Annotated in this window: 20 protein-coding genes and 2 pseudogenes; 11 read left to right on the top strand and 11 right to left on the bottom strand. The window is 59.7% G+C overall.

The features are described 5' to 3' along the window. Nucleotides 1-199, bottom strand: a 199-nt coding sequence (locus tag AWU74_RS09700; RefSeq protein WP_162504581.1) for a transposase, incomplete at its 3' end; no start/stop codon positions are given. 14 nt (nucleotides 200-213) lie between these two features. After that, nucleotides 214-594, bottom strand: a complete 381-nt coding sequence (locus tag AWU74_RS00415; protein ID WP_162504582.1) for an IS5 family transposase — start codon at nucleotides 592-594, stop codon at nucleotides 214-216. 161 nt (nucleotides 595-755) lie between these two features. Here AWU74_RS00415 and AWU74_RS00420 point away from each other — a divergent pair, with 161 nt between their 5' ends. The 3 genes from AWU74_RS00420 to AWU74_RS00425 all read left to right on the top strand — a co-directional run bounded on the left by AWU74_RS00420 (nucleotide 756) and on the right by AWU74_RS00425 (nucleotide 2,498). After that, entirely contained in the window at nucleotides 756-983 is a 228-nt protein-coding gene (locus tag AWU74_RS00420) for a hypothetical protein (protein ID WP_062326545.1), read from the top strand. Next, nucleotides 976-1,098: a hypothetical protein gene (locus AWU74_RS13080; protein ID WP_282955501.1), complete on the top strand. Its 123-nt coding sequence runs from the start codon at nucleotides 976-978 to the stop codon at nucleotides 1,096-1,098. The genes AWU74_RS00420 and AWU74_RS13080 overlap by 8 nt, the downstream gene beginning before the upstream one ends. Nucleotides 1,099-1,202: 104 nt before the next feature. Beyond that, nucleotides 1,203-2,498 (top strand): 3-isopropylmalate dehydratase large subunit, encoded by a 1,296-nt coding sequence (locus AWU74_RS00425; RefSeq protein WP_062326547.1) that lies wholly within the window; start codon nucleotides 1,203-1,205, stop codon nucleotides 2,496-2,498. Between the two features lie 53 nt (nucleotides 2,499-2,551). Here AWU74_RS00425 and AWU74_RS00430 read toward each other — a convergent pair whose 3' ends face one another. After that, nucleotides 2,552-4,042 carry a polysaccharide biosynthesis/export family protein gene (locus AWU74_RS00430; protein WP_062326549.1) on the bottom strand — a complete coding sequence of 497 codons (1,491 nt, stop codon included), beginning with the start codon at nucleotides 4,040-4,042 and terminating at the stop codon, nucleotides 2,552-2,554. A 182-nt stretch (nucleotides 4,043-4,224) separates the two neighbouring features. Next, the gene (locus AWU74_RS00435; protein WP_162504583.1) at nucleotides 4,225-5,268 is read right to left on the bottom strand and encodes a Wzz/FepE/Etk N-terminal domain-containing protein; all 1,044 of its coding nucleotides are present in this window, start codon (nucleotides 5,266-5,268) and stop codon (nucleotides 4,225-4,227) included. A gap of 47 nt (nucleotides 5,269-5,315) precedes the next feature. Between AWU74_RS00435 and AWU74_RS13085 the strand changes: the two genes are divergently transcribed. The 5 genes and pseudogenes from AWU74_RS13085 (at nucleotide 5,316) to AWU74_RS00460 (ending at nucleotide 9,645) form a co-directional block, all read left to right on the top strand. Next, the gene (locus tag AWU74_RS13085; protein ID WP_306700877.1) at nucleotides 5,316-5,438 is read left to right on the top strand and encodes a hypothetical protein; all 123 of its coding nucleotides are present in this window, start codon (nucleotides 5,316-5,318) and stop codon (nucleotides 5,436-5,438) included. 218 nt (nucleotides 5,439-5,656) lie between these two features. Then, a pseudogene (locus tag AWU74_RS09705) lies at nucleotides 5,657-6,425 on the top strand (IS5 family transposase). 904 nt (nucleotides 6,426-7,329) lie between these two features. Continuing rightward, a complete protein-coding gene (aroF, locus tag AWU74_RS00450; RefSeq protein WP_062326566.1) occupies nucleotides 7,330-8,340 on the top strand; it encodes a 3-deoxy-7-phosphoheptulonate synthase in 1,011 nt (336 codons plus the stop codon). 135 nt (nucleotides 8,341-8,475) lie between these two features. Then, on the top strand, nucleotides 8,476-8,976 hold the full coding sequence (purE, locus tag AWU74_RS00455; protein WP_062326568.1) for a 5-(carboxyamino)imidazole ribonucleotide mutase: 501 nt from the start codon (nucleotides 8,476-8,478) through the stop codon (nucleotides 8,974-8,976). A gap of 132 nt (nucleotides 8,977-9,108) precedes the next feature. Next, nucleotides 9,109-9,645, top strand: a complete 537-nt coding sequence (locus tag AWU74_RS00460; protein WP_062326552.1) for a DinB family protein — start codon at nucleotides 9,109-9,111, stop codon at nucleotides 9,643-9,645. A gap of 215 nt (nucleotides 9,646-9,860) precedes the next feature. On the opposite strand, the gene purM is transcribed toward AWU74_RS00460, so the two are convergent. Then, complete coding sequence (gene purM, locus AWU74_RS00465) at nucleotides 9,861-10,895, bottom strand: phosphoribosylformylglycinamidine cyclo-ligase (protein ID WP_062326570.1); 1,035 nt, start codon at nucleotides 10,893-10,895, stop codon at nucleotides 9,861-9,863. 246 nt (nucleotides 10,896-11,141) lie between these two features. Here purM and AWU74_RS00470 point away from each other — a divergent pair, with 246 nt between their 5' ends. Then, nucleotides 11,142-11,915 (top strand): uracil-DNA glycosylase family protein, encoded by a 774-nt coding sequence (locus tag AWU74_RS00470; protein ID WP_062326571.1) that lies wholly within the window; start codon nucleotides 11,142-11,144, stop codon nucleotides 11,913-11,915. 226 nt (nucleotides 11,916-12,141) lie between these two features. Here the strand turns inward: AWU74_RS00470 and AWU74_RS11320 are convergent, their stop codons facing one another. The 4 genes from AWU74_RS11320 to AWU74_RS11325 all read right to left on the bottom strand — a co-directional run bounded on the left by AWU74_RS11320 (nucleotide 12,142) and on the right by AWU74_RS11325 (nucleotide 17,812). Beyond that, nucleotides 12,142-12,294 carry a hypothetical protein gene (locus AWU74_RS11320; RefSeq protein ID WP_187150762.1) on the bottom strand — a complete coding sequence of 51 codons (153 nt, stop codon included), beginning with the start codon at nucleotides 12,292-12,294 and terminating at the stop codon, nucleotides 12,142-12,144. A gap of 373 nt (nucleotides 12,295-12,667) precedes the next feature. After that, nucleotides 12,668-12,802 carry a hypothetical protein gene (locus tag AWU74_RS13090; RefSeq protein ID WP_306700357.1) on the bottom strand — a complete coding sequence of 45 codons (135 nt, stop codon included), beginning with the start codon at nucleotides 12,800-12,802 and terminating at the stop codon, nucleotides 12,668-12,670. Between the two features lie 135 nt (nucleotides 12,803-12,937). Next, nucleotides 12,938-17,458 (bottom strand): hypothetical protein, encoded by a 4,521-nt coding sequence (locus AWU74_RS00475; RefSeq protein ID WP_162504584.1) that lies wholly within the window; start codon nucleotides 17,456-17,458, stop codon nucleotides 12,938-12,940. A gap of 189 nt (nucleotides 17,459-17,647) precedes the next feature. Then, nucleotides 17,648-17,812: a hypothetical protein gene (locus tag AWU74_RS11325; RefSeq protein ID WP_187150760.1), complete on the bottom strand. Its 165-nt coding sequence runs from the start codon at nucleotides 17,810-17,812 to the stop codon at nucleotides 17,648-17,650. Between the two features lie 323 nt (nucleotides 17,813-18,135). Between AWU74_RS11325 and AWU74_RS00480 the strand changes: the two genes are divergently transcribed. Then, on the top strand, nucleotides 18,136-21,171 hold the full coding sequence (locus AWU74_RS00480) for an insulinase family protein (RefSeq protein WP_062326556.1): 3,036 nt from the start codon (nucleotides 18,136-18,138) through the stop codon (nucleotides 21,169-21,171). A 30-nt stretch (nucleotides 21,172-21,201) separates the two neighbouring features. Continuing rightward, the gene (locus AWU74_RS00485; protein WP_062326559.1) at nucleotides 21,202-22,380 is read left to right on the top strand and encodes a pyridoxal phosphate-dependent aminotransferase; all 1,179 of its coding nucleotides are present in this window, start codon (nucleotides 21,202-21,204) and stop codon (nucleotides 22,378-22,380) included. 340 nt (nucleotides 22,381-22,720) lie between these two features. Here AWU74_RS00485 and AWU74_RS11330 read toward each other — a convergent pair whose 3' ends face one another. Next, entirely contained in the window at nucleotides 22,721-22,858 is a 138-nt protein-coding gene (locus AWU74_RS11330) for a hypothetical protein (RefSeq protein WP_187150761.1), read from the bottom strand. 196 nt (nucleotides 22,859-23,054) lie between these two features. Further along, nucleotides 23,055-23,180 (bottom strand): annotated as a pseudogene (locus AWU74_RS09710) (IS5/IS1182 family transposase); the annotation flags it as partial. Between the last annotated feature and the right edge of the window lie 8 nt (nucleotides 23,181-23,188).

Below are 23,188 nucleotides of genomic sequence, written 5' to 3' on the forward strand. Positions count from 1 at the left end.
GGCTTTTAACCGGAGGGATGACTGCTGTTATATCCGCTTCCTTAAGCATATCGAGCAGTTCGTTCGTGTCATACGCCTTGTCCGCAAGAAACGCTTCCGCCTCCAAATCCTCCATAAGGAGAGGCGCCTGGCTACAGTCCGCGACAGTACCGCTTGTCACAACGCCGCTTGCCGGCATCCCGTACTCGTCGACTACCAAGTGCAATTTGCTGTTCAGCCCCCTTTTGTGCGGCTAATGTCCTGAGTGCCGCCTTGTGCCCCGCATGCGTCCGCGTGTGCCTTGATATACGTCGAATCTATCATAAAGATATCCCCGGCAGGCTCGCCTATTGCGGTATCCGCCAGCATTTTCCATATTCCCTTATCCCGCCAGCGGCAAAACCGCTTGTGTATGCTGTTCCAGTTTCCGAATTCTGGCGGTATATCTCTCCACGGAGCGCCTGTACGCGTCTGCCACGCTACCGCGTTGATAAACAAACGGTTGTCTTTCGCCACTCCCCCGCGTTTCCCTGCCTGTCCGGGCAGCAGTTCTTTTATCCGTTCCCACGCCTCATCGCTTATATCGTGTCGGTGAATGCCTTCTTTTCTTTTCATGCTCCTTTTTTACCTCTTTCTCTTTATCCAGTCCACACTGCCTAGGCAATTTAATCGAGAGCATCGTCTCCCAAATATGCACCGCAAGTTCAACGCGCTCGGCTATGTGTTCACGAGGATGAATGCCCGTGTCGTCTACGAAGACGCGCGCGGCGAGACGATTGGAGGTCGACGTGCTGCTTGAGAACGGCGAGTATGCGCTTGCCGCGGAGGTGAAGAGCGCGCTGACGGCGGAAGATGTCAAAACCCACACCGAGCGAATGTGCATCCTCCGCGCCTATGCTGACGCGCACAAGGATACGCGGCAGTATCTCGGCGGCGGTTGCGGGGAGAATAGTCGGCAAGCGGGCGCGGGACTATGCTTACAAAAGCGGCTTCTATGTGCTTGAACAGTCCGTCGACACCGTCGGCATTGCCGAGCCGACGGAAGCGTGGCAGCCGAACACGGCGCATATATACCCTATGGTTTCCGCGGTCCCAGTACGGGGAACACCGAAGGCTTGACTTCCCGCCCGAAAAAACCATACAGTAGGCGCATTCTTTCGGGACGCGCTGTCCGGCGACACGCCGCATGACGCGCCCGCGACGTTTTCGCAAGGAGTACGTATATGGGACAGACGATAGCCGAAAAGATTTTTGCGGCGCATTTGGTGGATAAGCCGTTTCCGGACACGAATGTGCTGTCGCTCGACCGCGTGTTTTGCCACGAAATCACCACGCCGACCGCGGTTGCCGATTTAATCGACCGGAACAAGGACAGGGTGTTCGACGCCTCGAAAATCAAAGCGGTAATCGACCACGTAACTCCCGCCAAAGACTCCAAAACGGCGGAACAGGGGAAGATTTTGCGCGACTGGGCGAAGCGCAACCATATCGCCGACTTCTTTGACGTCGGCGCGAACGGCGTGTGCCACGCGCTCTTTCCCGAAAAGGGCTTCGTGCGCCCCGGCTTCACCGTCATCATGGGCGACAGCCATACCTGCACCCACGGCGCGTTCGGCGCGTTCGCGGCGGGAGTCGGCACCACCGACCTTGAGGTAGGCATTCTGAAGGGGGTGTGCTCGTTCAAAACGCCGAGGACGATTCGCTTCAACCTGTCGGGCAGCTTGCGGGCGGGCGTTTTCCCGAAAGACGTCATCCTTTCCATTATCAATAAAATCGGCGTGAACGGCGCGACAAACTGCGTCATCGAGTTCGCGGGGAGCGTCATCGACGGCATGAGCATGGAAGGGCGCATGACGCTCTGCAACATGGCGGTCGAAGCGGGCGCGACGAGCGGCATCTGCATGCCGGATATGACGACGGTCGAATACCTGTGGCGATTCATTCAAGGCGAATATGCGTCTAAAGCAGACGCGCTTGCGGCATACGGCAAATGGGCGAGCGACAAAGACGCGGCATACGAACAGACGCACAGCTATGACGTGTCGCTTCTCGAGCCGCTCTGCACCGTCGGGTATAAGCCGGACGGCGTGAAGCCGGTGCGCGAGATGACGGGCGCCAAGCTCGACCAAGTGTATATCGGCTCCTGCACGAACGGCAGAATCGAAGACCTCCGCGCGGCGGCGGCTGTCGCAAAGGGAGCGGTCGCGGCGGGGAAGAAGGCGGCGGTGCGCACCGTCGTGTCGCCCGCGACTCCGTCTGTGTACCGGCAGGCGCTCGGCGAAGGCATTATCGAGCTCTTTATGGACGCGGGGTTCTGCGTGACGAACCCGACCTGCGGGGCCTGCCTCGGCATGAGCAACGGCGTGCTTGCCGGCGGGGAAGTATGCGCCTCCACCACAAACCGCAACTTTAACGGCAGAATGGGCAAAGGCGGCACGGTGCATTTGGTCAGCCCCGCAACCGCCGCGGCGAGCGCTTTCGCGGGCGTTTTGACGAATTCGCCGCTTTTTCAGGCGTAAATGTATTCCCGTAAAAAAGCCCCGCACGCATTGTGTGCGGGGCTTTTGTTATGTTACTTCAACGATGCGTTGATAGAAATTGTGCTCAAGACGACCGACAGCACGGCGGTAAACAGCGGCGCGTATAGGTTAAAGTAATAGAGTCCGCTGTTTGTATTCGCGGTAATCATCGTTTCGGGCAGAATCGCGTCGATTTTGCGAAGCCGTTCGCCGCTCGCCGTCCGTATGTTAATAGATTCGCGTGAATTGCGTTCCTTTACAAGTCCGCCCGCAAGCCCGACGTAATATTCCCACGTGCGGTCGGGAACATACGGATACCGACCCGGCGTATGTACCGCGCCGGCGACCGTCACAAAGTACTGACGAAACGGCACGACCAGCGTATCGTTTGCTTCGACAAGGTGTTCGCTCCGATAAGTCGGATCGTACAGCATAGGGGTCAGATTAAGAAAAATGCGGCTGCCGTGCCGGGAAATATAGGTGTTATCCGTATCGGCTGCCGGGGAAAACCAGTCCCGGATGCGTCGCGCCAACACGGCATAATTTTCGCCTTCGGCAAAGCGCACCGCCAATTTATTCGACAAGCTCGCGCCGTCGGCGTGTTCGAAGACGGTCGACGCATCCGTGCTGTCGACATTGCGGGACGCAGATACCGCTCCTTCGATGAACACAACCGGCAGCAAATCGCCGGTCGACGGTATCGTAACCGCGTCGAGGTGCTCCAGCGGATAATCGGCGTCGATTTCGGCTTGAGACAAGAACAGCTTATTCCACGAATCCCGCGCCGCGTTCACCGAGCGCAGCAATTCCGTCCGTGACGCGTCCGCTCTCGGCGCTAATCCTGCCGCATAATAGGAGACCAATTTCCGCAGGTTTTCCCCGCGCAGCAACTGATAGCTTCCCGGCCGCTCTACCGCGCCCGAAATGGTAACGACGCGGTCGATTCGCTTGACCGTGATGATATCACCCGGTCTCACGTAAGGGTTTTGCGTTAAATCCCCGAACCGAGTCGCCTGAAATAAATCATACACCGCCGTTTTGCCTGAAGCGGAGGTTACCGACACATTCCGCAGCGACGAATACGGCGTTAAATTGCCTCCTGAGACAAAACCTGAAAGCCGCTGAAGCACCCGCGCCGAATGCTCTCCCGCCGCTGTCACTTCGCCCTTTACCTGAATGGTAAACAGCGCAGGTGCTGCAAGCACAAACTGTACGCCGCTCATGGGATAGTTCTTGGCGACTATGGATTCCACCTGTGTTTTTAGCTGTTTGAATGTCTGCCCCGTCGCATTGATGACCGCCAAATTAGAAATGCGAATTTGATATGTGGCATCCACCGCTATGCGGTAGGCAACCGGCGCAGTTCCCGCAGCATACGTCAGCGTGTAAATGTCGCCCGCAGTAACCTGATAATCAGGAGACGACATGGCAAGCTGCACATAATCCGGCGGGATAAATTCTGAGTCTGTCAGCTGAGTTTGAGCAAACGCAATCGTTGCCGACAGCGCAAAAAGCGCTATTCCCCAAAACAATCTGTGTTTCATTGTATCCCCTGCCATACTTCAATTTGTTCAGGAACACGCTTCGTTCCCTAAATAAATCTTGCGAAACGCCTTGTATTCCATGTTTTTTTACGCTTGTTGCTTGAGAGACTGACGTTTCCAAACAACCTTATTGCGTATTTACTATAATTCAGCGATTGCTTCGAAAACTGCGGCGTCTGTCTTTACCGCGATTTAGCCTGCGCCTTCTTAAATTTAGCCATAGCTTCTTTGTCGTTCCTGACATTAGCGAGAGCATTCAGCACGAACGCAAGGAAGACGGAAAAGAATCCCGCCGCAAACGTGACGATAATGCACAGCAGTCCGCGGCTTGGACCGGATTTCTGGTCGGGCGCTTCCGCCAGCTCCAGAATTTGGAACACCGGCGATTCGCTCTCTATCGCTATCTCTAAAAGCTCATGCTGCACTTTAAGCTGGGAATACACCTCCCGCTGGGCGGTTAGTTCCAGCGAGAGGCGGTTCCGTTCCACCATAATGGCGGGAATGCCGACTGACGACCCGCCGGAGACGGATAGTTCCAGCTTATGGGCTTCTTCCTCAAGCCGCTGGATTTCGCGGAAGGCGTTCGCTATATTCTTCTCAAAGTTTTCTTTTTGCAGCTTGTTCTTATCCAAGCCCAACTCGTCAAAACGACCGCCTAAATATGTTACGCAAAAATTCGCCACTGTTTGGGCAAAGCTGGGGTCGGTATCGGTAAAGCTAATGCTGAACACCCCTGTCTTTTCGTCATAAGAAGCGGACAGCTTCTTTTTCAGGGCTTTGCGGCTTTCCGCCCGCAGGTGGTCTTTAATCTTATATCGTTCTATGAGGCTGAATTCATCCACGACTGTGTCGAGCAGCGCGTTGCTATCGCTTACCAAATAGACGGCGAGTTCGCTGAAAGTAGGACCGCTGACGCCTTTAACGCCCGCAAGATTTGCTAAGCCGCCGAGACCGCTCGAGCTGATCATCGAGGATAACCCGCTGCCGGAAGACGAATCGTTTATCAGCATACGCGCGCTTGGCGTGTATGTATTTGGCATAAATGGTATTTCGGGCGGCAGCGCGAGCGAAATCACAGACGCCGCGACAACGCCGACCGCCGCAGCGAGCGTAATTGCGATAATCATCTTCCGCCGTTGCCACAGCACCGCGAACAGGTCGATAAGACTTATTTCGTCGTCGTCAGGCGCTTTTATCTGCCGTTCATCGTCCACGATAAACCTCATATGATATGGCGTACTATTGGCAGCAAGTATACGGATTTCACGTCTAAATGAAAAGGGTTAAAAGCGGGGATATGCCGTCTTTGCTCTTTATGCCAAAGCATAGTGAGCATAATAAAGCAGGGCACGAAGACGGCGGCATAATCGCGGCGCGACTCTTCCCGCTACAGTAGGGAGACCCTCCCTCTTTTGACGAGACGCGGAATCCTCGATCAGGAAGCCAACCCCCGCATAAGCGGGTGACGCTCTCTCGTTACCCCACGCGAGCGCCTCTCGTTAGGCTAGAACAGCGTCTCTGTCTAGGGAAGGACAGAGATGCTACCTAGGCTAGAACAGAGCCTCTACCTAGGTAGCGTGGACTGGATAAGGGAAAAGAGGTAAAATGGGAAGTATGAAAAAAAATGAAGGCATTCATCGGCACAATATAAGCGACGAGGCGTGGGAACGGATAAAAGACCTGCTGCCCGGACAGGCAGGAAAACGCGGGGGAGTGGCGAAAGACAACCGTTTGTTTATCAACGCGGTAGCGTGGCAGACGCGCACGGGCGCTCCGTGGAGAGACATGCCGCCAGAATTCGGGAACTGGAACAGCATACACAAGCGGTTTTGCCGTTGGCGGGACAAGGGAAAACGCTGGCGGACGCCGCAATAGGCGAGCCTGCCGGGGATATCCGTATGATAGATTCGACGTATATCAAGGCACACGCGGACGCATGCGGAGCACAAGGCGGCACTCAGGACATTAGTCGTACAAAAGGGGGCTGAACAGCAAATTACATTTGACGGTTGACGAGTACGGGATACCGGCAAGCGGCATTGTGACAAGCGGTACTGTCGCGGACTGCAGCCAAGCGCCTCTCCTTATGGAGGATTTGGAGGCGGAAGCGTTTCTTGCGGACAAGGCGTATGACACGAACGAGCTGCTCGATATGCTTAAGGAAGCGGATATAACAGCCGTCATCCCTCCGGTTAAAAACCGGAAAGAGCAGAGAGCGTACAGCCATGAACTGTATCGGGTACGGCACGTCATTGAAAACGTCTTCCGCGCCCTCAAGCGCTGGCGGGGAATTGCCACACGCTATGCAAAGCTCACCGCTTCCTTCATCGCCGCCATTCATGTCAGGTATTTATTCCTCTACCTTCCAGTCCACACTACCTAGATATACTTTGTAACTGCCTAAATATATTTCATAATTGCCTAGATATACTTTATATCTGCCTAGATATATTTTGTAACTGCCTAAATATATTTCATAACTGCCTAGATATATTTTGTAACTGCCTAAATATATTTTATATCTGCCTAGATATACTTTGTAACTGTCTAAATATATTTTATATCTGCCTAAATATATTTTATATCTGCCTAGATATATTTTATATCTGCCTAGATATACTTTGTAACTGCCTAAATATATTTTATATCTGCCTAGATATATTTTGTAACTGCCTAAATATATTTTATATCTGCCTAGATATATTTTGTAACTGTCCAGATATACTTTATATCTACCTAGATATATTTTGTAATTGCCCAGATACGTTTTGTAACTGCCTAAACCTGAAGCGCGGACGGGCAAGCCCGCCCCGCCTGAATGTCCCGCCGCGGCAAGTCTGTCTTCGTTTTGCCGCTCTGTGCCGGACGGAATTAAACCTCCGGTTCAGGACGCCCTATAGCTTCCTTATTATTCCGTTTCTCGTGTCGATATATTCACCCGTGCCGAAATAGAAAGCCGCCTTCTCCCCGCCGCTGACGTTGCTCCAGAACCGCCAGTGAACAAGTTCGTTGCCTTCCGTAAAGCGTGTGTCAAAGCGCCAACCTGCAACTCCTCTGTTCTTATGCACGGAAGATTATAGCGTCCCTCCCTCCAGTAAAAAAATCAAGAGAATACGCGGGTATTTTCTAATCCGCGCTGCCGTTCCGAACGGCGACGTCTGAACAGACCTGTTCAAGAGTTGCGCAAGCAAGCGGAACGGGCACGGAAGTCGCCGAATAGCGCATTGCGGCGGCAGCCGTTTTGCCGGCGGCTGGACATTCGCCGGATTTCCCGCTATCGTAGCGCTATGATACTCGTGATAAAAAAGAACACCGGCGCGGACGACCTCGCCGCGTTTATCGGGCAGCTCGAAAAGCAGGGGCTTGCCGTGCACCGCTCCGACGGGACGGAGCAGACCATACTGGGGCTTATCGGCGACACAAGGAGCCTGAACGAGGAAAGCCTGAAAGCGCACCGCGCCGTCTCGCGCGTCATGCGGGTGCAGGCTCCGTATAAGCTGGCGAGCCGCGCCTTTCACCCGGCAAGCAGCGTGATTCGCGCGGGGAATGCGGCATTCGGCGGAGGCGCGTTCACCGTCATTGCCGGTCCGTGCTCCGTCGAAAGCAGCGCGCAGGTATGCGGCGTTGCCCGAAGCGTCAAACAGTCGGGCGCGCGCGTCCTCCGCGGCGGCGCGTTCAAACCGCGCACCTCGCCGTACAGCTTTCAGGGAATGGGCGGCGCGGGAATCGACCTCCTGCTCGCGGCAAAACGCGAAACCGGACTGCCGGTCATAACCGAACTTATGTCCATAAGCCAGCTCGACCTGTTCCGCGACGTGGATATAATCCAAATCGGCGCGCGCAATATGCAGAACTTCGACCTGTTGAAAGAGCTCGGCGGCGCCGGAAAACCGATACTGCTGAAACGCGGGCTTGCCGCCACCGTGAAGGAACTGCTTATGTCCGCCGAATACGTCATGGCTGCCGGAAACGAGCGGGTCATTTTGTGCGAGCGCGGAATCCGCACCTTCGACCAGTACACGCGGAACACGCTCGACCTGTCCGCCGTGCCGTTTCTGCAGCGGGAAACGCACCTGCCGGTCATAGTCGACCCCAGCCACGCCTGCGGCATGAGCTGGATGGTCCCGACGCTGGCAAAAGCCGCCTGCGCCGCCGGAGCCGACGGAATCATGGTGGAAGTGCACGACAACCCCGAATGCGCGCTCTGCGACGGCGAGCAGTCGCTGACTCCCGCCGAGTTCGGCGCGCTCATGAAAACGCTTTCGCGCTATGCCGAAATCGAAGGCAAAACGCTCTGATTCGCTTCCCCGCGTGAGAATAGCAACGCGATTTACGGGATACGGCGCGTTGTGCGCTCGCCCGCGGCGCGGAGCAACGCAGAATCTTTAGAAGGGCGCATTCCTGTGCGCATAATAGTACAGAAGGATTATGTTATGACAGCAAAGAAGGTCGCCGTGATTATGGGCAGCGACAGCGATTATCCGGTGGTCAAAAAGGCGGAAGCGGTGCTCGCGTCGTTCGGCGTGCCGTTCGAGACGCGAGTCATGTCCGCGCACCGCACCCCCGCGCGAGCAAGCGAGTTTGCGCGGGCGGCGCGCGCGCGCGGCTTCGGCGTAATCGTCGCGGCGGCGGGGAAAGCCGCCCACCTTGCGGGCTTCCTTGCCGCGCACACGACGCTGCCGGTCGTCGGCTTGCCGCTCAAGGCGTCCGCGCTGGAAGGACTGGACGCGCTTCTGGCGACGGTGCAGATGCCGGCGGGGATTCCGGTCGCCACGGTCGCTATCGACGGCGCGGAGAATGCCGCGCTGCTTGCCGTGCAGATTCTGGCGGTAAGCGATTCCGCGCTCGCGGACAAGCTGCAAAAGCACCGCGAGGATATGGCGGAGTCGGTCGCGCAGAAGGACGCAGCGTTCAGCGCAAGCCGAGTGCAGTAGTTTGCGTCGCAAATCTTTCACGTTATGCGAAATGGGGGTTACGCTTTTTTGTAAATATTTATAAAAAATTATTGACAAATAAAAGAATATTGTATAAAACATATAAGAAATTATTTTTGTAGAGGTGTTACCATGTTTGAATATAATTATAAATTATTGGCACATTTTAATAAAATGGCCAACGAACTAATGAATAATGGAATTAAAAATATTTCTGAAGAAGAATGGAATAATAAATTTACCGGATATTATAAATCCATACATGAACTTTGTTCCCATATTTATATTTCTGATTTTAATTGGCTAAAAAGATATATGTCTTTACGTGAATTTAAAACATTAGCCATAAAAATATTTGAAAGAAATTATAATCTTACGGAAGTTGTTTTTGTGAATATAAACGAATATGTTACGATGAGAACAGAATTGGATAATATAATAATTGATTTTATAAACGAAATAACGGAAAAAGATTTGGAAAAAATAGTGAAATATAAAAATTCAAAGGGACTTGGATTCGAAAAAAGAATGGATGGTTTATTAATACATTTGTTTAACCATGAAACACATCATCGGGCAATGATTTCATTATCTTTAGAAATGATGGGAAAGGCGAATGATTATAATAATGTATTGCCTTTTGTATATAAAGACAATACTGAAAAATAATGGGATACGCCCCCGCTTCGCATAACATGCGGTTTACGCTATGACCTATGTCTCACTCCGGCACATTTAGGGGTAAAAAGGCAGGGCTTTCGCCCTGCTTTTTTATGAACAGAGGAGCGCATATACCGAGACCGGCGAAAAGGGTGACCGAGAGGTTTTGTCTTTATACCGAGTTTTTTGAAAAACTCGGACGTTCGGTTGCCGCCGAACGCACGCTACGCGAACAGCACCTCGCGCTCGCCAGCGACGACGCGCCCGATGATCGCCGCTTCTTCGCCCTCCCGTGACAGGACGCCGAGTGTGCGTTCCGCATCCCGCTCCGCCACGATAACGCACATTCCCGCACCCATATTGAACACGTTGAACATATCGCGGTCGGGTATGCCGCCGAGCCGTTGCAGCAGCGCGAACACGTGCGGCACCCGCAGCGCCGCACGGTCGATTTTGACCGAAAGATGCGCGGGCAGCGCGCGCGGAATGTTCTCGTAGAAGCCGCCGCCCGTGATATGCGCGGCGGACTTCACCGGCACTTCGCGCAGAAGCGCAAGCACCGGCTTCACGTAAATCTTTGTGGGCGCAAGGAGCGCCTCGCCGAGCGGACGGTCAAGCCCGTCAAATGTCACGCCGAGCGACGTGTTGCTGTCGGCGAGAATTTTCCGCACGAGCGAAAAGCCGTTCGAGTGCACCCCCGACGAAGGGAGCGCAATGAGCGCGTCCCCTTCCGCCGCGTTCGCGCTATCGAGAAGGCGTTCCTCGTCCGCGACGCCGACGGAAAAGCCCGCAAGGTCGTATTCCCCCGCCGGATAAAAGCCCGGCATCTCCGCCGTCTCGCCGCCGATAAGCGCGCACCCCGCCTGCACGCAACCTTCCGCCACGCCCGACACGATTGCGGCGACCGTTTCCGGCACATTCTTCCCCAGCGCGATATAGTCGAGGAAGAACAGCGGCTTCGCGCCGGAGCAGATTATGTCGTTGACGCACATAGCCACGCAGTCGATTCCGACGGTGTCGTGCCTGCCCAGCGCGAACGCCAGCTTGAGTTTCGTGCCCACGCCGTCCGTGCCAGAGACCAGCACCGGCGCTTTCATGCCGTTCAGGTCGGGCTTGAACAGCCCGCCGAACCCGCCCAGCCCGCCGATGACGCCGGGGATATGCGTTCGCCTGACGTGTTCGCTCATGAGCCGCACGCCTTCGTAGCCCGCCGTAACGTCTACGCCCGCGCGCTTGTAGCTGTCGCTGTAACTTTTCATGCCGCCAGTATACCGATTCCCGCGCCTGAATAAAAGCCGACGATAAACCGCCGCTCCCGTCAGCGCACCGCAGGCAGCGGACGCAGGCGCCGAAGCCCTCGCGGGACGCAACGAGAGTCCCGTTGCGTGCAACGAAAGCGCGGTTGCCTGAACGAAGACCGGAATATCATGCAAAGCCGTATAGAGACGACCTGCTTGCCGCCGGACGACTGGCAAAAGCCTGCGTTCCGGCGTATGCTTACGCCTATGACACAGGTTGAATGGGCGGCGTTCTCCGCGTTTCGGGAAGCGTTCCGCAGGCAGGCTGAAAGCTGGAACCGCGACTTCGCAGCGGAACTCGCCCCGCTGCAACGGCGCGCGGCGGAGCGCGACACGCCGCCGTATCCGCTGGAAACGCCGGTGGTCTACAACGCCGCTCTGGACGAAGTCCGCGCGGAGGACGCCGTCAGGCTTATTATCGTCGGCGACAACCCGGGGAAGGACGAGCAGCGCGCGCATAACCGCCGCTATCTGGTCGGTCAGGCGGGAAAGCTGGGGGACGGCTTCTTCCGCGCCCGCCCCGAACTGGGAATAGACTACCGCAGGGACGCCGTCATCCTGAATAAAACGCCGGTGCACAGCGCAAAGACCGCCCACCTACGGGCGGTCATCCGCGACGGCAGCCCCGCCGTCCGCCGCCTCGTGCAGGAAAGCCAGCTCTTCATGGCGGAACAGACGGCGAGATTGCACCACGCGCTGTGCGGTTCGGGCTGTATGCTCTGGCTGGTCGGCTATGCCGAACTGAAGCCGCACGGCATATTCTCCGAGTACCGCGACGCGCTGCTCCGCGCATACGAACGCGGCGCGGCGTCCGCGTGGAGCCGCGTACTGGTGTTTCAGCATTTCTCCCAGAACCGCTTTTCGGTCGACCTGAAGGGTTTTTGCGGGGGAACGGTGCCGGCGGACGGCACCCTAGCGCAGCGGCTGTTCGAGCTGGGGACGCGGCACAAGGCGAAAATCTTTGAACATACGGCACGTTGACGTTGCCCTATGACTTGCGCCCCCTCGGCGGGCAAGGCGCGGAAACCGCCCGCGGAACGCTCGGCAGGCAACTGGGTAGAAAGTTCCGGCAAAGCCCGCTTGGTAGCCGCGGTAGGTTCTTACCCGTATTACGGCTTTATATCGCCTGTCGGCAAGCCCGCTCGGTAGCCGCTTATCCGCACTATGGGTTTTATCGCCGCCTCCCCGCTCACGCGGGAGGTTCTCGTTAGGCTAGGTAGTGTGGACTTGAAGGTGGATGTAAAGGAAAACACCTGATATGAATAGCAACGATGAAGGAAACGGTAAGCTTTGCATAGCGCGTAGCGATTCCTCGCCAGCGTTTGAGGGTGCCGAAAACGATTTTAATGAAATATTCCATAGTTTGCTGTGGAGTATTTCATTCATATCTCCCTTTTTACCTCTCTCCTCCTCTTTAGTCCACACTACCTAGAACAGTGTCTCTGTACTGCCCTAAACAGCGTCTCTGTGCCGCCCTAGACAGTGCCTCTCTCCGCCTAGAACAGTGTCTCTGTCCCGCCCTAGACAGTGCCTCTCTCCCGCCTAGAACAGTGTCTCTCTCCCGCCTAGAACAGTGTCTCTGTGCCGCGTGTGCGTCTCGCGCAAGCGGTAGCATGAGGCACCTGCAAAAGAAGCAGTGCTTTCGCCCTGCTTCTTTCATCTTTTGCCTTGCCTTATAGGTTTCGCGCCCCTCGGCAAGCCTTCTTGATAATCACGGTAGGTTCTTACCCGTATTACAGCACAAAGGCTTTCGCCTGTCGGTCGGATTGCTCGGCAGCCCCACTGGTGGAAACTCCAACAAAGCCCGCTTGATAGCCGCAGTAGCCGCTTATCCGCACTATGGGTTTTATCGCCGCCTCCCCGCCCATACGAGAGGCTCTGTGCCGCCCTAAACAGAGCCACTCTGCCGAGTTCCTTCAGGGAACTCGGTCGTTCGGCGGTAGCCGAACGCGAGCCTCCGTTCCGTCCCTCGGCAGGTCCCGCCCCGGCGGGGCAAGCGCCCGTCAGCCCCCGGACACATACACCGTGCGCGTGTCCGGCGTGAACGTGTACCCCTCCTTGTGCACCTTCACCGTGACTTCGCCGTTATGCTTCGCGCTCCATAACTTAAATATATACCGGTATGAGCCGCCGCCGTCGTTCTCCAGCGTGTCGCTCGGCTTGACGCCGGTCCCGCCGTCGTTCACGATCGTAATATCGCTCATAGAAAACCCCGGAATGACTTTGTCAAACTTCAGCGTCAGCCCGTTCGAGGACCCCACTAGCGGCCACTGCGTGAGGGACTGGAACGCTACCGGTATCGTCAGCCACACCTGCGCCGCGCGCGTGTCCGGCGTGAACACGTACCCCGCCTTCGACACCCACACCGTAACCGTGCCGTTCTTCGCAATGCCGCTCACCGCGAGCGCGTATGTGCCGCCGCCTTTGTCCGTCAGCGCGCCTTTCCGAATGCCGGTGCCGCCGGTATCCGTGAGCGCGATATCGCCCGCTGTCAGCCCCAGGATGACTTTGTTAAACTTCAGCGTCAGCGCCGTCGTGCGCTCCGTCTCCGGAGTCGCCGTGACGGACAGGAACGCTGCCGTTGCCGTCGACGACACCTGCGCCACGCGCGTGTCCGGCGTGAACACGTACCCCGCCTTCGCCACCTTCACCGTGACTTCGCCGCTATATATCAAGGTGTTTGTCTGAAACATAAGCCAGTATTCGCCGCCGCCTTTGTCCCTCAGTTCGAGCGGCTTGCCGCCGGTATTGCCGGTGTCCGTGAACGTAATATCGCTCATAGAAAACCCCGCTATGGCTTTGTTAAACTTCAGCGCCAGCGCCGTCGTGCGCTCCGTCTCCGGAATCGCCGTGAGGGACTGGAACGCCACCGCGGTCGGCGATTCGTACACGTCCGCCGTGCGCGAGCGCGGAATGAACGCGTACCCCTCCTTCGACACGTTCACCGTAGCTGTGCCGTTCTTCGTTACGTTGCTCACCGCGAGCCGGTATGTGCCGCCGCCGCTGTCCGTCAGCGCGCCCTTCTGGATTCCGGTGTAGCCGTTGCCCGTGAGCGCGATATTCGCCGCCGACAGTCCTCCCGGAACGGGGCGGTCAAAGGTCAGTATCAGCGCCTTCGTGCCCGCCGGACCCTCTTCCGTCGAAAGGGACCGGAACTCTATCTCTGGCTTTGTCCACCACACCTTCACCGACTGCGTGTCCGGCGCAAACGCCCACTCCGCCTTGCGCACCTTCACCGTAACCGTGCCGTCCTTCGTCACGCCGGTCACCGCCAGAAAGTACGTTTCCGGCGGGTATCTGCCGCCGGGCTGCGTGACTATGCCGCCCGCCCGAAGGCGAATGCCGGTATTGCCGGTGTCCGTGATCGTAATATCGTCCGCCGACAAGCCCGGAATGACTTGGTCAAAGGTCAGCGCCAGCGCCTTCGTGCCCGCCGACCCCTCGTCTATCTGCGCGAGGGACACAAACGCCGCCGGGACGGGCTTCGCGTACACCTGCGCCGACTGCGTGTCCGGCGAGAACGCGTAGCCCGCCTTCGCCGCCTTTGCCGTGACGGTGCCGCTCTTCGTTATGCCGCTCACCGCAAGCCGGTACGCTCCCGGCGCGTATATGCCGCCGAGGTGCGTGAACCCGCCCGCCCGAAGGCGAATGCCGGTGCCGCCGGTGTCCGTGAGCGCGATATCCGCCGCCGTCAGTCCCGGAACGGGGCGGTCAAACAGCAGCGTCAGCGCCGTCGTTTCCGCCGTCCCCCCTTCCGCCGCAAGGGATATGAACTCTGTGCCCCAATACACCCGCGCCGGCAGCGTGTCCCGCGCGAACGTATACCCCGCCTTCGACACCCGCGCCGTTATGGAACCGTTCTTCGTAACGCCGCTCACCGCCAGCGCGTATGCGCCGCCGCCCTTGTCCGTCAGCGTGCCCTTCCGAATGCCGGTGCCGTCGGTGTCCGTGAGCGTAATGTCGCCCGCCGTCAGCCCCCCGATGACTCTGTCAAAGGTCAGCGTCAGCGCCGTCGTGCGCCCCGCCGCGTACCCGTCTTCCGTAAGGGACAGGAACTCCGCCGGGACGGGTTCCCCGTAACGCACCGCCGCCGTGCGCGCTGGCGGCGAGAACGCGTACCCCGCCTTCGCCGCCTTCACCGTGACGGCGCCGCCTTTCGTAATGCCGCTCACCGCCAGCGCGTATGCGCCGCCGCCCTTGTCCGTCAGCGCGCCTTTCTGAATGCCGGTATTGTCGGTGTCCGTGAGCGTAATGTCCGCCGCCGACAGACCCGGAACGGCTTTGCCGAACTGCAGCGTCAGCCCCGCCGTAACGACGCCGTCCCCCCCGTCCGCGGCGAGCGAGGCAAAGGCTATCTCCGGCGGCTTGTACACCTGCGCCGCGGGCGAATCCGCAAACGTGTTCCCTGCCTTCTCCGCTACCTTTGCCGAGACGCTGCCGTTCTTTGTAATGCCGCTCACCGCAAGCGTATAGACGGTGCCGCTCGTTCCCGTGCGGGTAAGCGCGCCTGCTTTCTGAATGCCGGTGCCGCCGGGGTCCGAAAGCGTAATATCGTCCGCCGTCAGTCCGCTAACGGCTCTGCTAAAGGTCAGCGTCAGCGCCAGAGTGCCTTTCTCCGCCGACCCGTCCGCCGTGAAGCTTTCGAACCATATCTGCGGCGCAAGCACCCGCGCCGACTGCGTGTCCGGCGAGAACGCGTACCCCGCGCTCGCCGCCTTCACCGTGACTTCGCCGCTCCGCCAAATGCCGCTCACCTTAAGCAGGTATGCGCCGCCGCCTTTGTCCTCCAGCGCGCCTTTCTGGATTCCGGTGCCGCCGGTGTCCGTGAACGCGATATTCGCCGCCGTCAGTCCCGGAATGGCTTGGTCAAAGACCAGCGTCATATCATACGTCCTTCCCCCTCTATAGTCGTTCTGCCAAAGGGACGTAAATGCCGCCTTGACGATCGGCGCGCGCGCCTGCGCCGTGCGCGTGTCCGGCGTGAACGCGTACCCCGCCTTGTGCACCTGCACCGTGACGTCGCCGCTTCTGCGTATGCCGCTCACCGCAAGCCGGTATGCGCCGCCGCCTTCGTCCGTCAGCGCGCCCGCCCGAATGCCGGTGTAGCCGGTGTCCGTGAGCGTAATATTCGCCGCCGTCAGTCCTCCCGGAACGGGGCGGTCAAAGATCAGCGTCAGCGCCGCAGTCGTCGATTTCAGCCCGTCCGCCGTAAGATTTATGAACGTTATCGCGGTCGGCGCCGGATGCACCTGCGCCGACTGCGTGTCCGGCGAGAACGCGTACCCCGCCTTGTGCGCCTTCACCGAGACGGAGCCGTTCTTCGTTATGCCGCTCACCGCGAGTGTATAGACTTTGCCGCCCGTTCCCGCGCCGGCAGCCGTCAGCGCGCCCGCCCGAATGTCGGTGCCGTCGTCGTCCGTGAGCGCAATGTCTTCTGTAGACAGTCCCGTTATGGCTTTGTCGAAGGTGAGCGTCAGCGCCGTCGTGCCCGCCGTTTCCCCGCCGTTCGCCGCGAGGGACAGGAACGCCGCCTTGACGATCGGTGTCAGATACACCTGCACCGACCGCGTGTCTTCCGGCGGGAACGCGTACCCCGCCTTCGCTATCTTCACCGAAACGAAGCCGTTCCTTGTAGTGCCGCTCACCGCGAGCGTATAGACGGCGCCGGCAGCCGTCAGCGCGCCCGCCCGAATGCCGGTGTAGCCGTCGTCCGTGAGCGTAATGTCTTCCGCAGACAGTCCTGCTATGGCTTTGTCGAAGGTGAGCGTCAGCGCCGTCGTGCCCGCCGTTTCCCCGCCGTTCGCCGCGAGGGACAGGAACCGCACCGCGACAGTCGGCGCGCGCGCCTTCGCCGTCAGCGTGTCCGGCGAGAACGCGTACCCCGCCTTGTGTACCTTTACCGTGACGTCGCCGCTTTTCGTTATGCCGTCCACCGTGAGCCGGTATGCGTTGGGGACGAGAGTCTGCGACAGCTCGCCTTTGCTCGCGCCGGTGCTGCCGCCGTCCGTGAGCGTAATGTCTTCTGCAGACAGTCCCTCTATGGCGGTGTCAAAGACCAGCGTCAGCGCCGTCGTCGTCGCCTCCACCCCGTTATCCGTAAGGCTTATAAATGTTACCTTGGTCGGCGCCGGATACACCGTTACCGCCTGCCTGCCCTTGCCGAACGAATACCCCGCCTTCGACACCGACACCGCGACGTCGCCGAGGCGGTTAATGCCGCTCACCGAAAGCGTATAGGCGACGCCGTCCGCGAGCGCAACGCCCTTCGAGAGCGCGCCCTTTTGAATGCCGGTGCCGCCGCCCTCAAGCGTAATGTCCGCCGCCGACAGCCCCGGCACGGCTTGGCTGAACGTCAGCGTCAGCGTCAGCGTCGTCGTGCCCGCCGCCGCCCCGCCGTCCGCCGTAAGGGACAGGAACTGCACCGCGACAGGCGGCGCGGGGGAGTCCGCGTTATGGGGGCAGCCGCCGGCAGCCAGAGCGAGCGCCAGCGCGAAGCCCGCCGCCCGGAACGAAGTATTTGTCATAGCAACTCTATGCGCATTCAAAGATATGGACAGTATACGTTTGCCGGCAGAAAAGCGCAACAGGGCGCTGAAGCGCGGAACCGGGCGGGATTCAAACCTGCTCATGTTTGAATGTCAAACCTGCCCGTGTTTGAATGTCAAACCTGCCCGTGTTTGACTATCGAACCTACCCGTGTTTGACTATCGAACCTACCCGTGTTGGGACTGCCAACACGCCCATGTCGGGAGCGCCGTCATAAAGGAAGCGGCAAAGCCGCTTCCTTCCTCTCCATTTCGGTAAATCCGTTCGATAGCGCCGCTTTCGTAAAGGCTTGCCGAGGGGCGAAGACCCATAGCCATATTACGGGTAAGCATTTACCGTGGTTATCAAGAAGGCTTGCCGAGCGATTCGCCGAGGGGCGAAAGCCTATTGCCGTAGTACGGGTAAGCGGCTACCGGGGCTACCGAGCGGGCTTGCCGAGGGCGCGGGCAGCGTTCAGTTGCCTGCCGAGCGAGCCAACCGAGGGGCGAAAGCCTTATGCCGTTCATCAGCCGTGCCTATACGCCTTCATCTATAGGCAAAGCATAGGAGCCAAAACCTATGCTGTCGAGTTCCTTCAGGGAACTCGGACGTTGCCTCGTGCGGCGCACGGGTAACGCCGTTGCGCGGGCGGCGGCGCGCGTGCTATAGTGCCCGCATGAATGCACCCCTTCCCGCCCAGACTTCGCTTGCGGCGGGCGGCTCCTGCCGCGGTTTCGACGTGCTCGCCGTAGTCGGCGTTCCCGAATACGCCTCGACCGGCGTGCACCTCCGCCACCGCTCCACCGGCTTTGAAGTCTTCCACCTGCTGAACGGCGACGCGGAAAACCTCTTCGCCTTCTCGTTCAGGACGCCGGACGCCTCCTCCCGCGGCGCGCCCCACATTCTGGAGCATTCCGTGCTGTGCGGCTCCCGCCGCTACCCGCTGAAAGACCCGTTCATCCGAATGGTCAACCAGAGCGTCAAAACTTATCTCAACGCCGTAACCTATCCCGACGCGACGGTCTACCCCGCAAGCTCGCAGGTCGAAGCCGACTACTTCAACCTGCTGTCGGTGTACGGCGACGCGGTGTTCTTTCCGCGCCTCGAGCGCTGGGCGTTCCGGCAGGAAGCGCACCGGCTCGAATGCGACGGCGCGGGCAGGCTGTCGATTCAGGGCGTCGTCTACAACGAGATGAAAGGCGTGTATTCCTCCTTTGAGTCGGTCGCGGCGGACGCCGCCGTACGGAGTCTGCTGCCGGGAACCGTCTACGCGGGTGATTCCGGCGGCGACCCGCTCGAAATCCCGCTGCTTTCCTACGGCGACTTCAAAGCCTTTCACGCCGACCGCTATCACCCGGGGAACTGCCTGCTCTTTCTGTACGGCAATATCCCCACCGAGACGCAGCTCGACTTTGCCGAGGAGCGCTTCCTGAAGGATTTTGCGGGGACGCCCCCCGCCGACCCCGTGCTGAACGGCGACGTCGCGCCGTTTTCCCGGCCGGTCGCGCTTGAAGTCCCCGCGCCCGCCGGAAGCGAAAGCGGCTGTACCGTGCTGGTCAACTGGCTGCTCTGCAAAACCGCCGACGCGGTGAGCCATATGGAAGCCGTGTTCCTCACCGAAGTGCTGCTGGGGCACAACGCCTCGCCCCTGACCCGCGCCCTGCTGGATTCGGGGCTGGGCGAAGACGTCGCGCCCGCCTGCGGAATCGAAGCCGACGTGAAGTACACGCTGCTCTCCGCGGGGCTGCGCGGCGTAAAGCGGCAGGACGCGCCCCTCGTGGAACGCTGCGTCAGGGACGCGCTCGAAGCGGTCGCCGCGGGCGGGGCGGACAGCCGCGACGTTGCGGGCGCGGTCATGGGTGTCGATTTCTCCAACCGCGAAATCCGCCGCGCGAACGGTCCCTATTCCCTCGTGCTGGGGCGGCGAGTCCTCCGAAGCTGGGCACACGGCGGCTTGCCCTGGGCGTGTCTTTCGCCGCGCGCGACCTTCGCCGAAGTGAAGCGCCGCCTTTCCGCCGAGAACGGCTATATCCCGCGTCTCATACGGACGCTGCTGCTGGACAACCCGCACCGCTCCCTCGTTACGGCGTATCCCGACGCCGCATACGGCGCGGAACGCGAGCGGGCGGAACAGGAGCTTGCCTCCCGCCTCGCCGCCGGGACGACGCCGGACGCGATTCGCGCGGAGCAGGCGGAACTGACGCGCTTCCAGCAGTCCGCGGACGACGAGAAAGCCGCCGCGAGCCTGCCGCACCTGTCACCCAAAGACCTGCCGACGGGTATAGACCGGATAGAGACGACCGCGTTCCTCGCCGATAAGGGCGTGCCGGTGTTCAGAAACCGCGAGCACACCAACGGCATATCCTACATCGTCGCAGGTTTCCCCGTAGACGCGCTGCCGCCGGAGGATTTCCCGCTGCTGCCGCTCTTTGCGGACGCGCTCACCAACTGCGGCTTCGGCGGCAAGGACTGGGCGGAATGCGGCGCAGAGATTGCAGCGACGGCAGGCGGCTTCGGCGCGAGCCTGTTCGCCTCGTCGCTGCCGGAGCCGGTTCCGCCGGACGCCTTTATGCTGCCGGAAGCTGCGATGCGCCCGCTGCTGGGGCGCTCGTGGCTGTTCGTGCACGTCAAAATGCTGAACGAAAAGACCGGCGAGGCGCTCGGCTTGCTTGCCGACTGCCTCGCGTCGGCGCGCTTCTCCGACCTCAAGCGGCTCACCGATCTAACGCTGGAAGCGCGGAACGATACCCGCGCGTCGGTCATTCCGGCGGGGAACGAATACGCCGCCTCCCGCGCCGCCTGCTCGTTCAGCGTCCCGAAGGCTATCGACGAAATCTGGCACGGCGCAGCGCAGCTCTTTACGCTGGAGCGGCTCGCGGCGGGAGATATGGGCGGGACGGCGGCGGCGTTTGACCGGTTCCGCGAAACGCTCCGCGCGTCGGGCGCGGTGCTCCACATAACGGCGGACGACGAAGGCTTGGCTCTGTGCGAAAAGTCGCTCGCGGGCTTTATCTCCCGCTGCGGGCTTGCCGCCCCCGCCGGGGATTTCGCCGCCGCGCCGGACGGCGCGGCGCGGAACCGGGACGCATTCTTCCGCCTGTGCGCCCTGCCGTGGAAGCAGGATTCGGGCGGGGATTCCGGCACGGAGCTGTGCCTCGCGCCGTCGTCGCAGGTCGGCTTTGCCTGCCGCTCGCTCGCCGCCTCCGCATACGGGACGGCGGAAAGCGTGCACGAAGCCGTGTTCGCGCACTGGTTCTCGAACACGCTGCTCTGGGAGCAAATCCGAACTATCGGCGGCGCATACGGCGCGTTCGCCCTGCCCGACGCGGTTGAAGGGGTCTTTTCGCTCGCCACTTACCGCGACCCCAAACCCTTCCGCTCGCTCGGCGCCTTCGCCGAGTGCCTCGAAAAGGCGGCGGCGTTCCCCTTTGACCGCGAGACGGCGGAACGCGCCATAACCGGCGCATATTCGCGCGAAGTGCAGCCGCGCTCGCCGTCCTCGCGGGGATTTCAGGGCTTCATCCGCGCCCTGTACGGGCTGACGGAGCGGGCGCGCGAGGAGAGAATCGCCCGAATTCTTTCGGTGCGGGAAGAGGATTTGCGGAATGCGGCGCGCCGCCTTTGGGAACGCTGCGGGGAGCGGTACGCGCAAGTCGTTATCGCGGGCGCGGAGGATGCGGGCGCGACGCGGGTGGCGGAACTGCCGCTGTAATACGGTCGGCATGGAAGACAAGGAGAAATTATGCAGGATTTGAGCGCGAGGAGCGCGCGGTTCACCGATTCGGTTATCCGCAGAATGACGCGCGTGTCGCAGCAGTACAACGCGGTGAACCTTTCGCAGGGCTTCCCCGACTTCGACCCGCCGAAGGAGCTTACCGCCCGGCTGGCGGAGGTTGCGGCGGAGGGACCGCACCAGTATTCCGTTACGTGGGGGGCGCAAAACTTCCGCGAGGCGCTCGCACGAAAGCAGAGCCGCTTCATGGGGCGGAAAATCGACGGCGAGCGCGAAATCGTCGTAACCTGCGGCTCGACGGAAGCGATGATTGCGGCAATGCTCACGGTAACGAATCCGGGCGACAAAGTGGTCGTGTTTTCGCCGTTTTACGAAAACTATGTCGCGGACGCCATTCTGTCGGGCGCGGAGCCGCTCTACGTGCCGCTTGAGCCGCCCGATTTCCGCTTCAACCCCGACGCACTGGAAGCGGCTTTCGCCCAGCGTCCCAAGGCGCTCGTCCTGTGCAACCCGTCGAACCCGTGCGGGCGGGTATTCAGCCGCGCCGAACTCGAAATCATCGCCGCGCTCGCCGCCAAATACGACGCCTACGTCATTACCGACGAAGTCTACGAGCATATCGTCTACGCGCCGCACGAGCACACGTATTTTGCCTCGCTCCCCGGCATGTTCGAGCGGACGCTCTCGTGCAACTCGCTCTCCAAGACGTATTCGATAACCGGCTGGCGGCTCGGCTATATCATTGCGCCAGAACGGGTTATCGAAGCGGCGCGGAAGGTGCACGACTTCCTCACTGTCGGCGCGGCGTCCCCCTTGCAGGAAGCGGCAGTCACCGCCCTCCGCTTTCCCGACGAGTATTACCGCTCGCTTGCCGCCTCGTATACCGAAAGGCGCACCCTGTTCGTGCAGGGCTTGCGCGGCGCGGGAATCCGGTGCAACGAGCCTGAAGGCGCGTATTACGTGCTTGCCGACGTCTCCGAATACGGCTACGACAGCGACCTTGCGTTTTGCGAAGACCTTGCCCGCGTCGTCGGGGTGGGCGCGGTGCCCGGCTCAAGCTTTTTCCGCGAATGCGGCGGCAAGCGCGTCAGCCACCTGATACGCTTTCACTTTGCCAAAAAGCACGAAACACTCTACGAAGCGCTCGATCGCCTCGGCGGAATGCGGAAGAAACTGCTCAGGCGCTAAACTTTGTCGCAGGCTCTTGCGGCGCAACTCTGAACCGCTCGGCAGGCAACTGCGTATGAAGCGTTCCTCCTTGCGGGGAACGGCCGATAGGTAAGATCCTCCGCGCAAAAGCAAGGCGCGTTCGGCTACGGACAGCACCCACCCCGTGCAGGCACTCCCGACATAGGCAGGTCGTCATAGGGAAAGCCTGCTCGGTGTCAGCCTCTATGCCCGTACTTATACGCGCCGCGAGCGAGCGCACGCAAAAAAAAGGCGGGACTGCCTTGCGGCAGCCCCGCCCGTGCGCAAGGAGGTCAGCGCGCGGGCGGGCTTATTGCTTTTCCGTTATCCGTCCTTATCGTTACCTCTGGTAAGCCCGTATCGCTGCCTCTGTTAAGCCTATATCAGCGCCGCGTCGAGGGTCTTTTGCAGTTCCGTGCTCGTCGAGGTACCAGTACGGAGGGTACGCCGCCGCCGCGATTCTCCGTGCTGCTTTCATGCCATAGCCTCCATAAAGTGCTTTGCGCTCTGTCAACAAGTTATTCGGCAAAAACGCGGCGGCAAACGAGCCGCCCACACGAGAGCCTCTCGTCCGTCTAGAACAGTGTCTCTGTCCTGTCCGCACGCCCGTATCGGGCTTTGAAACCTGCCCGTGTTTCTCGTTACCCTACGGGTAACGACATAAAGGCAAGCGGCTAGGTAATGTGGACTGGAAGGTAGAGGAATAAACACCTGACATGAATAGCGGCGATGAAGGAAGCGGTGAGCTTTGCGTAGCGCGTAGCGATTCCGCGCCAGCGCTTGAGGGCGCGGAAGACGTTTCACAGAG

The sequence above is a fragment of the Treponema endosymbiont of Eucomonympha sp. genome (genome assembly GCF_001028545.1).

Coding starts and splice junctions, on each gene's coding strand:
- AWU74_RS13090 (WP_306700357.1), bottom strand. CDS start 12,802: ATGGGCGGGGAGGCGGCGATAAAACCCATAGTGCGGATAAGCGGCTAC.
- AWU74_RS13085 (WP_306700877.1), top strand. CDS start 5,316: ATGAAAAGGGTTAAAAGCGGGGATATGCCGTCTTTGCTCTTTATGCCA.
- AWU74_RS11325 (WP_187150760.1), bottom strand. CDS start 17,812: ATGCTTACCCGTAATATGGCTATGGGTCTTCGCCCCTCGGCAAGCCTT.
- AWU74_RS00470 (WP_062326571.1), top strand. CDS start 11,142: ATGACACAGGTTGAATGGGCGGCGTTCTCCGCGTTTCGGGAAGCGTTC.
- AWU74_RS00430 (WP_062326549.1), bottom strand. CDS start 4,042: ATGAAACACAGATTGTTTTGGGGAATAGCGCTTTTTGCGCTGTCGGCA.
- purE (WP_062326568.1), top strand. CDS start 8,476: ATGACAGCAAAGAAGGTCGCCGTGATTATGGGCAGCGACAGCGATTAT.
- aroF (WP_062326566.1), top strand. CDS start 7,330: ATGATACTCGTGATAAAAAAGAACACCGGCGCGGACGACCTCGCCGCG.
- AWU74_RS00415 (WP_162504582.1), bottom strand. CDS start 594: ATGAAAAGAAAAGAAGGCATTCACCGACACGATATAAGCGATGAGGCG.
- AWU74_RS00425 (WP_062326547.1), top strand. CDS start 1,203: ATGGGACAGACGATAGCCGAAAAGATTTTTGCGGCGCATTTGGTGGAT.
- AWU74_RS00435 (WP_162504583.1), bottom strand. CDS start 5,268: ATGAGGTTTATCGTGGACGATGAACGGCAGATAAAAGCGCCTGACGAC.
- AWU74_RS00475 (WP_162504584.1), bottom strand. CDS start 17,458: ATGACAAATACTTCGTTCCGGGCGGCGGGCTTCGCGCTGGCGCTCGCT.
- AWU74_RS00485 (WP_062326559.1), top strand. CDS start 21,202: ATGCAGGATTTGAGCGCGAGGAGCGCGCGGTTCACCGATTCGGTTATC.
- AWU74_RS11330 (WP_187150761.1), bottom strand. CDS start 22,858: ATGAAAGCAGCACGGAGAATCGCGGCGGCGGCGTACCCTCCGTACTGG.
- AWU74_RS11320 (WP_187150762.1), bottom strand. CDS start 12,294: ATGGAATATTTCATTAAAATCGTTTTCGGCACCCTCAAACGCTGGCGA.
- AWU74_RS00480 (WP_062326556.1), top strand. CDS start 18,136: ATGAATGCACCCCTTCCCGCCCAGACTTCGCTTGCGGCGGGCGGCTCC.
- AWU74_RS00460 (WP_062326552.1), top strand. CDS start 9,109: ATGTTTGAATATAATTATAAATTATTGGCACATTTTAATAAAATGGCC.
- purM (WP_062326570.1), bottom strand. CDS start 10,895: ATGAAAAGTTACAGCGACAGCTACAAGCGCGCGGGCGTAGACGTTACG.